The following is a 12,389-nucleotide window of genomic DNA, read 5'->3' as shown; positions in this document are numbered from 1 at the left end:
TTTTATTATTATATTCATTGCAAACCTGTACCCATTATGTTATTTATATTAGTACTTTTGCATCCGTTTTTAATTATAATTAAATATAAAGAACTCAATGAGAATGTATGTAAAAGTAATGGCAGCGGTCATTGCATGTATACTGCTGGGTAGTGAAGCGTGCCCGGCATTTGCAACTACCCCCGCTACAGAAAATCTGAGTTGGTTTAAAAAGAAAAAGAAGAAACCAGAAGAAAAAGAGGAGAAGAGTAAAAGCGACTACGAAAAATTAGTGGAAGACAGCAAAACAACGAAAGGAATGTTCGCTGTACATCAAAAGAAGAACGATTATTATTTTGAAGTTCCCACATCACTTTTAGGACGTGACTTATTAGTTGTCAATAAGCTGCAAAGAGTTCCTGCCGAACTGAATGATGCAGGTGTAAACCGTGGAGTAAATTATGAAAATCAGATGGTTTGCATGGAATGGGACAAGGCAAGCGGCAAACTGATGTTCCGCCAACAACGTCCATTGCCGCTGGCTCCCCAAAATGATGCTATCTTCCGCTCGGTAAAGGATAACTTCATCTCTCCACTGATTGCCGCATTCAAAATCGAAGCGGTCAACGCGGATTCTACCGCATTGGTAATCAAGGTGAATGATATTTATGATGGTACGGAAACCAGTATCAACAACGTATTTACCAATATCAACCTCGGTACTTCGGCTATCAAGAACTTGTCACGTATCTTGTCTATCAAATCTTTCTCAAACAACGTCGTGGCAACTTCCGAACTGACTACCAGAGTGACAGAAGGAACTACAACTGTATACGTGACGGTGGAAGTCAGCTCCTCTATCCTTCTACTGCCCGAAACACCCATGACGGGACGTTTCGACAATCAGAAAGTCGGATACTTCACCAATCCGCTATTGACTTTCAGCGATGCACAGCAAAGAACGGATAAAACGCAGTATATCACACGTTGGCGCATGGAGCCAAAACCGGAAGATCGGGAAGCTTACCTGAAAGGTCAGATTGTGGAACCTGCCAAACCTATCGTTTTCTACATTGATAATTCGACTCCTTATCAGTGGCGTTCGTACATCAAGAAAGGAATCGAGGACTGGCAAATCGCTTTTGAAAAAGCCGGTTTCAAGAATGCAATTATCGCTAAAGAGATCACTGACAGCATGCATGTAGACATGGATGACGTTAATTACTCCGTGCTAACTTATGCTGCTTCAGAAAAGAAGAATGCTATGGGGCCTTCCTTATTAGACCCTCGTTCGGGCGAAATACTGGAAGCGGATATTATGTGGTGGCACAATGTACTGTCCATGGTGCGCGAATGGATTACAGTGCAGACCGGAACCGTTTGTCCGGAAGCCCGCAGCGTGCAGTTGCCGGATGCTCTGATGGGTGATGCTATTCGTTTCGTAGCCTGCCACGAAGTGGGGCACTCTTTAGGATTGCGTCATAATATGATGGGGTCATGGGCTTTCCCGACAGATTCATTACGTTCTGAAGCCTTTACAAGCAAAATGAATTCTACTGCTTCGTCTATTATGGATTACGCGCGTTTCAATTATATCGCCCAACCGGGAGATGGTGTGAAAGTGCTTTCTCCACATATCGGCCCTTATGATATGTTCGCTATTGAATATGGTTATCGCTGGTATGGAAAGAGTACTCCCGAAGAAGAAAAAGAACTCTTATTCGATTTCTTGAGTAAACATACAGACCGTCTTTATAAATATAGCGAAGCACAGGATGTACGCGACGCCGTAGACCCGCGTGCTCAAAATGAGGATTTAGGTGACGATCCGGTTCGTTCTTCTTTACTCGGTATCGAAAACCTAAAACGTATCGTTCCGCAAATTCTCCAATGGACTACAACCGGAGAAAAGGGACAGACTTACGAAGAAGCATCCCGTCTCTATTACGCTGTTATCAACCAGTGGAATAACTATCTATATCATGTACTTGCCAACATCGGTGGTATCTACATCGAAAATACGACTGTGGGAGATGGCGTCAAGACTTACACATTCGTAGAAAAAGAGAAGCAACAAGCTTCGCTGAAATTCTTGCTGGATGAAGTATTGACTTATCCCAAATGGCTGTTCGACACAGAAGTGGGAGAATACACTTACCTGCTCCGTAACACTCCAATCGGTCAACAGGAGAACGCTCCTACTCAAATACTCAAGAATGCCCAGGCTTACATCCTTTGGGATTTGCTTGGCAACACCCGCCTGATGCGTATGATAGAGAATGAATCTGTCAACGGAAAGAAGGCCTTTACAGTAGTGGAACTGATGGACGGACTCCACAAGAACATCTTCGGTATTACCGAACGTGGTGGCATCCCCAACGTGATGGAACGCTCTTTGCAGAAGAACTTCCTGGATGCTTTACTCACCGCTGCCGCAGAACCGGAAGCCGTGAAAATCAACAAGAAAATTGCAAACGAGCATTTCTTGCTTGACCATGCCACTCCTTTCTGTAGCTGCTATGCAGCCGAACAACGTACGCTTCGTCAGGAAGACCGGATGGGTGCTCCGCGTGTGCTCAACTTCTACGGCAGCCAGCTCAACCGTATTTCAGATGCCATTTCTGTGAAACGCGGTGAGTTATTACGCATCAAGAAGTTATTGCAGAATCGTCTTGGGACTTCCGACACCGCTACACGCTACCATTATGAAGATATGATTTTACGTATTAATACCGCTTTGGGAATCAAGTAAAACAAACCTATTAATTAAACTATCTTACAATTAATGAGAATCAAATTTTTGTGCATTATTATATGCTTATTTGTGAACGCACTGGCTTTCGCCAGTGCTGCTAACCGTACTATTACCGGAGTTGTTATTTCCGGTGAAGATAATGAACCTCTGATCGGTGCTTCCGTTTATGTCCATGCGGACGATTTGAAAAAAGCCGGAGCATCACAAACTTCTTTGGGTACTATCACTGACATGGATGGTAAATTCTCTATTTCCGTTCCGGAAAAAGTAACGCGTATCCATTGCAGTTATATTGGCTTTGAAGAACAGGCTATTGTATTGCAAGGAGATAAGAGAAGTTATCGCATCGTACTTCAACCCTCGGCTCATGCTTTAGCAGATGTGGTAGTAACGGGTTATCAGACATTGGAACGTAGAAAACTGACTGCTGCCATCTCAAAAGTTGAATTATCGGATGCGATGGTAGGTGCTACCAAAAGTATCGACCAGGCATTGACAGGACAAATTGCAGGTGTGGCTGTCACGACAACTTCCGGAGCTCCGGGAGCTCCGGCACGTATTCGCATCCGTGGTACAGCTTCTCTAAATGGAACACAAGATCCGTTATGGGTATTGGATGGAATGCCTTTGGAAGGAACAGATATCCCCAAACTAGACGATGCAACGGACAACGATATCACTAATATGCAACAATCGTCAATTGCCGGATTAAGTCCGAATGACATAGAAAGCATCACTATTTTGAAAGATGCTGCAGCTACTGCTATATATGGCGCACGTGCAGCTAACGGTGTTATTGTAGTTACTACCAAGCGCGGAAGAACAGGCAAGCCAATTATTAACTTCAACACTAAATTAACCTATACTCCTAATTTGGATACCTCCCGTTTGAATTTGTTAAATTCAGAAGAAAAAGTAGATTTAGAGTTACAATTAATGAAAGAAACATACGACTTCTTTGGCGAGACATATCCTACTTATCCCGAGAAAGGCGGAGTTTATTCTATTCTAAACAAATATAATTTAGTAAATGTTTATCGTGAAAGTGGTTGGAATGGGCTGACCTCGGAAGCACAAACTGCAATCAACCGACTAAAAACAATCAATACCGATTGGAACGATATTTTATTCAGAGATGCATTCACGCAGGAATATAATTTCAGTATTTCAGGAGGTAGCGAAAAAGTAACCTATTATAACTCTCTAGGCTACACAAAAGAAAATGGCAATGTATCAGGAGTAAGTATGAGTCGTTTTAATCTAACAAGCAAAACGTCTTACCAGCTTAACAAATTACTAAAGATTGGTATTTCACTCTTTGCCAACAGACGCAAAAACGAGAACTTTGTAACTGATAAATATGGCTATTCTAACCCTGTATACTATTCACGTACCGCAAATCCATATTTTGAACCATATGATTCAAATAATAATTATCAATATGATTATGACATTAAAGGTACAAGTGATAATACTCCTGACCCCAAACGCGGATTCAATATCTTTGAAGAACGGGATAACACCAAAAACGAAAAGATTACAACTGCAATCAACTCTATCTTTGATGCCGAATTAAGATTCAATGACCAATGGAAAGTAACAACTCAAATCGGTATACAATGGGATCAATCTTCTCAAGAGCAATATATTGGGCAAAATACATTTAACCTGCGTAATATTCGCGAAGATAGCTACATCAAAACAAGTGAGACATATATTATACCGGAAGGCGGAATGCATAGAGTTGATAACAGTACAAGTTCACAAATTACATGGAAATTGCAAGGTGAATATAAAAACACCTTCAATGATATTCATTCTGTCCAATTCATGGGAGGATCGGAAATCCGTAAGAACTGGTACGAAACTCAATTTACTGCAGGATATGGATACGATCCAAAGACATTGACTACCAAACCATTAATTTTCCCAGATGAAACAGAAGCAAAAAAGTATCCCCTACATACCAAAACATATCAGGAAAATGCCTTTGCCTCTTTTTATGCAAACGGCTCATACACATTAATGGATCGTTACACACTAGGTGGTAGCGTACGTTTGGACGGTTCCGATCTTTTCGGAGTAGATAAAAAATACCGCTATTTACCCATATATTCAATAAGTGGTTTATGGCGTATTTCCAATGAATCATTTCTAAACCAACCTAAATGGCTGGATAATCTTGCCCTTCGTTTCTCGTATGGTTTACAAGGAAATATTGACAAGAACACATCTCCATTTCTAGTTGGCACATATGGCAATGCGAATATCTTGCCTGGAAATCCCGGTGAAGAAAACATCACGATTAGTAGCGCCCCTAACGATAAACTGCGTTGGGAAAAAACAGCCTCTTACAATATCGGATTAGATTTTTCCGTATTCAATCAGGCCATTAATCTTGCAGTAGACTACTATTACCGCAAAGGAACAGATCTCATCGGGACAAAAATGCTACCGCTGGAAAACGGTTTTACAAGCCAAAGCATCAACTGGGCCAGCATGGAAAATAAAGGTATAGAAATAAACTTGCAGACACGCAATATCACTACCAAAAACTTCTCATGGTACACAACATTCAACTTTGCTTATAATCAAAACAAAGTATTGAAAGTTATGACACCTGAAAATCAAACAATGCCAGGCTTACAAGGCTACCCGGTAGGTGCCATCTTTGCGTTAAAGACCAAAGGGGTGGATCCTAAAAACGGACAAATACTTATTGAAACAAAAGATGGGCAAGCCGTGAATATAGAGACGCTATATAAGCTGACAGACGAAAGCGGAATGGGATTTTATTCATCAACTGTAAAACCAGCTGAAGAAAGAGAATTCTATAGTTACATAGGTTCCTCCGATGCTCCTTATACCGGAGGATTTATGAATACATTCAATTATCGTAATTGGGAGCTGAATGTAAATTTCTCCTATAATTTAGGAGCACATGTACGCACCACTCCTTCTTACGATTTAACATCATTTGACCCGGGGCGTAACACCAATCGTGACATTTTAGACAGATGGACTCCAGAAAATACTGATGGGAAATTCCCAGCATTAGCGAACCGTAATCATAATATAGCCGATTACAGTTTCTTTGGTGACCGAAAAGATGTTTATCGTTCATTAGATATTTGGGTAAAAAAATTAAGTTATGTACGTCTCCAAAATCTGCGTCTTGCTTATCGTATACCCTCAGAGTGGTTACATAAACTCAGTATTGGAGGAGCTACAATTGGTATAGAGGGCCGCAACTTATTCGTATTCGGCTCCAGCTACAAGAACTATATGGATCCGGAATCAATGAGTAATCTATACGCTACTCCTGTAGCCAAATCAATCACATTCAATTTAAATCTTAATTTCTAAAATTCAGAGAATAAGTTATGACAAAGAGTATATCTATAATTTCTGTATTATTAGCCAGCATCCTGTTCTCTTCATGTGACAGTTTTCTGGATATACAACCTGTTGGCAAGGTTATTCCGACTACGTTGGCAGAATACCGCGCACTAATGACTACTGCCTATAAATCCAACCAATTCCAGGATAAAGTTTACTGTGAAATGCGTACAGATGAAATAATTATCAGTAGTGACCCTAATGACCAAAGTAGTTATTCTGCAATCGAAAAATGGAATGACCTCAACCCACCCAGTGGTACTGCAATATTTGGCTGGAGTAATTACTATAGTGCAATTTTCTATGCCAATTCCATCATAGATAAGAAAGACCAAATCACAGAAGGCAGCAAAGAAGATATAGAGCAGCTAGTGGGAGAAGCTTATCTATTCAGAAGTTACCTGCATTTCATACTGGTTAATTTATACGGTCAACCTTATACAAAAGACGGAGCAACGGAAACCAAAGCAATCCCTTTAAAACTAAACGTTGATTTGGAAGAGATTCCTTCACGCAATACCGTTAAAGAGGTTTATGCTTCTATTTTATCTGATATACAGACAGCACGAGGGCTGATCCATCAAAAAGAATGGGAATCCAAGTACCTTTATCGTTTTTCAGTACCGTCCGCTGATGCTTTTGAAGCACGAGTACGCCTATATATGGGAGAATGGCAAAAAGCCTATGAGATTGCAGAGCAGGCTTTAGCACAAAAGTCCACTTTGGAAGATATGAATGGAGAAATGCTCCCTAATCATTTCGAATCCGCAGAAATGATCACAGCCTACGAATTTATGTTCAGCGCTTCTTCCAATAAAGCATGCCTCGTTGCTCCCTCGTTTTTACAAAAATATGATAATACCGATTTGCGACTAACAAAGTACTTCAAAGAACCGGACGAAAATAATAATCGTATTAGTGCTAAAGGAGGAGAAGCTAAATTCACGTGTACTTTCCGTACAGGAGAACTTTATCTGAATGCAGCCGAAGCCGCAGCCCGTCTAAATAAACTGCCGGAAGCCCGCACACGCTTATTGCAACTAATGGAAAAGCGATATACTCCCACAGGATATGATAATAAAAAAAATGAAGTGAATGCCATGAGTCAGGCAGCGTTAATCAATGAAATTCTGGAAGAGCGTGCCCGCGAACTTATTTTCGAAGGTCATCGTTGGTTTGACTTGCGCCGTACTACTCGTCCTCGCATCCAAAAAGAATTAAGTGGAAGCACTTATGTACTTGAACAAGACGACGCACGCTATACATTGCGTATTCCACAAGAAGCTATTGATGCCAATCCGGGACTATTAAATTAAGAACATACATCGTACTCTTAATCATTAATTATCACCATAACTCCCCTTGCATCCTCATTTGCAAGGGGAGTTTTTATATCCTCTCCACCAATCAGTCTGCATTTTTCTACGTACTTCCCATCCACTCTTAAAATCTTTATCCCCCAAACGCATTGTTATTTACCGGGAAAATAATATCTTTGTAGCGACTTATTACGATTAATAACGTAGAAGCGTTTAGAATATTATCTCTATTCAGAATCTGGTAAATTCATCAACGGTGAGATAATGACAACTAAGCGTTCACGTCTTTGTTATACAAGGGCGTGGACTCTGTTGTTCATTCGCCGTTGGGCTTACCAGAGCCTTGAATAGGATGAACTAACGACGTCCACGCTTCTTCTGTATATACACGGTATCAGGGACGCTTACCGCACAAACAATCAATAAGATGAGCAGCACTATTACAAAGCTCCTGACTTCTTTTTTAGCTTATGGGGTAGCTAATAAGAAAAAGCGTTTCTCGGCAATCGGCCGTTTCTCGAATGGACTGGCTCCGGCTAAAGGTAAAATCCAGTGGGGATATGTCAACAAAGGATATGATATTGTCATTCCTCTAAAGTATGAACGGGCTTTTTCTTTCAAAGAAGGATTAGCGATGGTAGTACTCAATTCTCAATATGGATACATTGATTGCACGGGACAAATACGGATCCCCCTAAAATTCTCTGCGGCTCACTCATTCGAAGAAGAATGTGCACGGGTATGTAACGATGGATTATGGGGACTGATTGACAGACAAGGAAACTATATTCTTCCGCCGATTTACAATCAGATAGAACAATTTACGGAAGGACTGGCCCTCGTCTCGCTAAACAATAAGGTAGGATTCATCAACATGAAAGGCGAAGTCGTCATTCCGTTGGAATATGACAACGGATGCCCTTTCTCGGAAGGACTGGCTGCCGTCTGCATTGAAAGTCAATCGTCCAAATGGGGATATATAGACAAAGACAACAAGGAAATACTTCCTTTCAAATATGATATTGCAGAACCCTTTTATAGCAATATAGCACGAGTGGGTCTCTATGGAAAAAGCATGAAAATCAACAAACAGGGCAGTGAATGTCTGTAAACAACCACTCTACGCATCAATTCATCTCAACAAACGACATTCTGTTCTAAAACATCCCCTTACGAATAACAACGTAAGGGGATTATTCGTACATTGGAGCCTGTTAAACCCTTAATTTGTAACATTATGATCATCGGAGTACCCAAAGAAATCAAGAACAATGAGAACCGCGTAGGAATGACACCTTCCGGAGCAGCCGCAATGGTGAAGCAAGGGCATCGAGTATATATCCAGCATACGGCAGGAATAAACAGCGGTTTCCCGGATGAAGCGTATCAGGCTGTCGGCGCACAGATTCTGCCGACGATAGAAGATATTTATGCCATTGCCGACATGATCGTAAAAGTAAAGGAGCCGATCGCTCCCGAATATAAACTCATCAAAAAAGAACAATTGCTGTTCACTTATTTCCACTTTGCTTCCGACAGGGATCTGACACTCGCCATGCTTGCCAACAAATCCGTTTGTCTGGCCTACGAAACCGTAGAGAAAGCCGATCAGTCATTACCTCTGTTGATTCCCATGAGCGAAGTGGCCGGACGAATGTCCGTTCAGGAAGGCGCCCGTTTTCTGGAAAAGCCGCAAGGTGGCAAAGGAATTCTTTTAGGCGGCGTGCCGGGTGTGAAACCTGCCAAAGTATTGATTCTAGGTGGTGGAATCGTAGGAAGCAACGCTGCACAAATGGCTGCCGGAATGGGAGCGGACGTAACCATCGCAGACATAAACATAGCCCGACTACGCTACCTGAGCGAAACACTGCCCAAGAACGTAAAAACACTATACGCATCCGAATTAAGAATAAGGAAAGAATTACCGGATGTCGACATGGTTATCGGTTCCGTACTGATACCCGGTGATAAAGCGCCTCATCTGATTACCAAAGAAATGCTTTCAATGATGCAGCCCGGCACGGTGCTGGTGGATGTGGCAATTGATCAGGGCGGATGCTTTGAAACGTCGCATCCAACCACCCATAGCGAACCGACTTATGTCGTAGACGGCATCGTACATTATGCAGTAGCCAATATTCCGGGAGCTGTTCCCTACACCTCTACACTGGCACTGACCAACGCTACCCTCCCCTATGTCATAGCTTTGGCAAACAAAGGTTGGAAGAAAGCATGTAAAGATGATCCGGCACTGGCACTCGGACTGAACATAGTGGAAGGAAAAATCGTCTATAAAGCCATAGCCGATGTATTCGGTTTGAAATACGAGCCTATCAGTCTATAATAAATGGGAATTTTATTTAGACATAAGAACAAAAGAACATAAAGGCTGCGCTTGGAAAATTATTTCTGCCGGTCATTAAACTACTACTGTTTCATCTTTTGTTCTTATGTTCTTCTGTCTAAAAAGAAATTATCATTTATCTATAAAACAAATATTTCTTCTCCGCCGCTTGCCGATAAGCCTCAATCAATTCGCTCATCACTTCCGCCACCGACTGCCGACGGGATATAATGGAAGAAACCTGTCCTATTTCCAGTTCACCTTCTTCCAGATCGCCTTCAAACATACCTTTTTTGGCACGTCCCTTTCCCAACAGCATTCTCAATTCTTCGGGAGAAGCGCCATTATCTTCCGCCTTTTCCACTGCATACCGGAAACCATTCTTCACCAGACGTGTCGGAGCCAGTTTCTTCAATAACAACTTAGTATCCCCCTCGCCAAGGCTCAAACAATAATCCTTAAACACCGGACTTGCAGAGCTCTCTTCAGTCAAAGCAAAACGGGTTCCCATCTGCACTCCTTCAGCTCCCAAGACCATGGCAGCCAATATGCCTTCTCCCGTTCCGATACCACCGGCAGCTATCAGCGGTAAGGTTGTAGCTTCACGTACGGCAGGAATCAGACAGAAAGTTGTTGTTTCTTCACGACCGTTATGACCGCCGGCTTCGAACCCTTCAGCCACTACCGCATCTACTCCTGCTTCTTCACACTTCACAGCAAAACGCGAGGAAGAAACCACATGAACAACTGTAATTCCACGTTCTTTCAACCATCCTGTCCATGTTTTCGGATTTCCGGCAGAAGTAAAAACAACCTTCACTCCCTCCTCTACCACGATATTCATAATTTCCTCTATTTGAGGATACATCAAAGGTATGTTCACACCAAAAGGAAGTTCCGTAGCCGCACGGCATTTACGGATATGCTCACGCAAAGTTTCAGGATGCATGGAACCTGCACCGAGCAGCCCCAATCCACCTGCATTACTCACTGCGGAAGCAAGCCGCCAACCGCTACACCATACCATTCCACCTTGAATTATAGGATACTGAATCCCTAGAAGAGAAGTTATTCTGTTCATAATTAATAATTTATCAATGAGCTAATGATTTCATATCCCTATGAGAAAGGATTAGTACATATATATAACGCCCTTACCGGGCAATCTGTTCGATTGGTTTATTTATCAGCACAGTCGTCGAGTCTCCATAAGTCCGCAGAACCTCCAAGGTACGGGCACGATTATCTCTCCCTGTCTTATTCCAAAATTCTTTCGTAAAGACGGCCATCAGATCAAGTCCGCCGATAGTTCCGCCATTGATATATACTCCGCTGCCACCAAACAAAGGAATAGGGCTGTCCATCACTACCGAATTCACAAACATCCCATTGGCACGCTCACTCAACTGGCGGAAACGTACTCCGCTCGCCTGTATCTCATCCAAAGACTTACGCATCCCCTTTGCCATCGGATTACGCGCCCAGTTGGAGTATGATCTTTGATGGCGCAGTTCGTAGAAAGGATCCCCCCGCCATGTATTCTTATCCACCCTTATCTTTTTCTGATAGACGGGATCCCAATTGAAACGGGTATTTGCCTTATACGGCATCAGGCTCAACACCACTTTCGGTTTAGGTAATGCTTCGGGCAGCGATTCGTCAGGCAGCATCCACTTCTTCTCCTCCGACATCCGGGGACTTCCTACTGCACCGCCAAAATCAATCGACTTTACAGCATCCATATTTAAGTGCAACTCCTGGTCACTATCCAGCAACTTCTTCAGATGCAATGAGTCTTGCGCCGTCCAGACTTGCGAATACGCAAGTAAAGTTACAAAACACAATGCCATAGTTGCCCAAAAACGTTTCATCAATCTATTCATCCTCTTTATTCTTTCATTACCTAATACCTTTCAAACGCTTCATACATACCTGCCTCAACCCGATTTTCAGCAGTCCATTGAGCGTAGCAAGCCCCTGTCAGCAGTTAAAAGACTACTGATACAAACAAACGTTCCTACATGAATGTTTTCTATTTCTTATTCCGAACGCAACTCCTTATTGAGTGTCACCACCAACGATAGCCCGATCCGCAAAGCGGCTCGTCATAGCATGGATCAATCGTCCAACGGGTCTTCGGATATTGCCGCTCTTCCCACCAGCTACGGTAACAGGCGGCTGCATCGAGCACCTCCTCGTCGGTCAGGAAATAGATTGCTTCATAATTTTCAGCATTCGCCAACACCATTTTGCAACCCATTGACGGTGGTGTGCCCTGACGGATATACTCAATCACCCAAAGCATACATTCACCCAACCGAATCTTACCGTTGTTCGTATTATAAACCGACGGGAAAGAGGGTATAATTGTCAGATCTTCTGCATATTTTAAAAGTTCGGGAATATCCTCTTCCATGAAATGAGGAACTTCCACCACTCCTTTATCATTCTTCATCTTATACGTACCCGACTTCAATTGCTTCACAAAAAGAGCAACATCCGGATTGTTATAATCCATTTCTTCGCTGCTGCATCCACTGAACGATACAATCAGGCAAAGTGCCATCCACAGCATTACAAGTGTCTTTTTCAT

At 42.4% G+C, this 12,389-nt stretch carries 8 protein-coding genes; 5 read left to right on the top strand and 3 right to left on the bottom strand.

Annotation, left to right across the window (positions count from 1 at the left end; translation table 11 throughout):
• Positions 1-97 precede the first annotated feature (97 nt).
• The 5 genes from AB5443_RS09220 (at position 98) to ald (ending at position 9,796) form a co-directional block, all read left to right on the top strand.
• Positions 98-2,731 carry a zinc-dependent metalloprotease gene (locus AB5443_RS09220; RefSeq protein WP_277134979.1) on the top strand — a complete coding sequence of 878 codons (2,634 nt, stop codon included), beginning with the start codon at positions 98-100 and terminating at the stop codon, positions 2,729-2,731.
• 33 nt (positions 2,732-2,764) lie between these two features.
• A complete protein-coding gene (locus tag AB5443_RS09215; protein WP_277134980.1) occupies positions 2,765-6,100 on the top strand; it encodes a SusC/RagA family TonB-linked outer membrane protein in 3,336 nt (1,111 codons plus the stop codon).
• A 17-nt stretch (positions 6,101-6,117) separates the two neighbouring features.
• Positions 6,118-7,449, top strand: coding sequence for a RagB/SusD family nutrient uptake outer membrane protein (locus AB5443_RS09210; RefSeq protein WP_277134983.1), 1,332 nt, complete (start codon positions 6,118-6,120; stop codon positions 7,447-7,449).
• A gap of 430 nt (positions 7,450-7,879) precedes the next feature.
• The gene (locus AB5443_RS09205; RefSeq protein WP_277134986.1) at positions 7,880-8,563 is read left to right on the top strand and encodes a WG repeat-containing protein; all 684 of its coding nucleotides are present in this window, start codon (positions 7,880-7,882) and stop codon (positions 8,561-8,563) included.
• 126 nt (positions 8,564-8,689) lie between these two features.
• A complete protein-coding gene (gene ald / locus AB5443_RS09200) occupies positions 8,690-9,796 on the top strand; it encodes an alanine dehydrogenase (RefSeq protein WP_022137235.1) in 1,107 nt (368 codons plus the stop codon).
• Between the two features lie 136 nt (positions 9,797-9,932).
• On the opposite strand, the gene AB5443_RS09195 is transcribed toward ald, so the two are convergent.
• From AB5443_RS09195 to AB5443_RS09185, 3 genes are all read right to left on the bottom strand, one after another.
• Positions 9,933-10,877: a nitronate monooxygenase family protein gene (locus AB5443_RS09195; RefSeq protein WP_022137234.1), complete on the bottom strand. Its 945-nt coding sequence runs from the start codon at positions 10,875-10,877 to the stop codon at positions 9,933-9,935.
• Between the two features lie 73 nt (positions 10,878-10,950).
• Positions 10,951-11,679 carry a DUF4858 domain-containing protein gene (locus AB5443_RS09190; protein WP_022137233.1) on the bottom strand — a complete coding sequence of 243 codons (729 nt, stop codon included), beginning with the start codon at positions 11,677-11,679 and terminating at the stop codon, positions 10,951-10,953.
• A gap of 185 nt (positions 11,680-11,864) precedes the next feature.
• On the bottom strand, positions 11,865-12,389 hold the full coding sequence (locus AB5443_RS09185) for a DUF4943 family protein (protein ID WP_022137232.1): 525 nt from the start codon (positions 12,387-12,389) through the stop codon (positions 11,865-11,867).

The sequence above is a fragment of the Bacteroides sp. RTP21281st1_H5_RTP21281_210402 genome, from assembly GCF_040918965.1.
In the GTDB taxonomy this organism is placed as follows: Bacteria; Bacteroidota; Bacteroidia; order Bacteroidales; family Bacteroidaceae; genus Bacteroides; species Bacteroides congonensis.
The sequence above is the reverse complement of the archived record's forward strand: the minus strand, read 5'-3'. Positions and strand labels throughout refer to the sequence as shown.

Excerpts from the sequence above, each read along its gene's own strand:
- AB5443_RS09220 (WP_277134979.1), top strand. The coding sequence starts at position 98 with ATGAGAATGTATGTAAAAGTAATGGCAGCGGTCATTGCATGTATACTG.
- AB5443_RS09215 (WP_277134980.1), top strand. The coding sequence starts at position 2,765 with ATGAGAATCAAATTTTTGTGCATTATTATATGCTTATTTGTGAACGCA.
- AB5443_RS09210 (WP_277134983.1), top strand. The coding sequence starts at position 6,118 with ATGACAAAGAGTATATCTATAATTTCTGTATTATTAGCCAGCATCCTG.
- AB5443_RS09205 (WP_277134986.1), top strand. The coding sequence starts at position 7,880 with ATGAGCAGCACTATTACAAAGCTCCTGACTTCTTTTTTAGCTTATGGG.
- ald (WP_022137235.1), top strand. The coding sequence starts at position 8,690 with ATGATCATCGGAGTACCCAAAGAAATCAAGAACAATGAGAACCGCGTA.
- AB5443_RS09195 (WP_022137234.1), bottom strand. The coding sequence starts at position 10,877 with ATGAACAGAATAACTTCTCTTCTAGGGATTCAGTATCCTATAATTCAA.
- AB5443_RS09190 (WP_022137233.1), bottom strand. The coding sequence starts at position 11,679 with ATGAATAGATTGATGAAACGTTTTTGGGCAACTATGGCATTGTGTTTT.
- AB5443_RS09185 (WP_022137232.1), bottom strand. The coding sequence starts at position 12,389 with ATGAAAAAGACACTTGTAATGCTGTGGATGGCACTTTGCCTGATTGTA.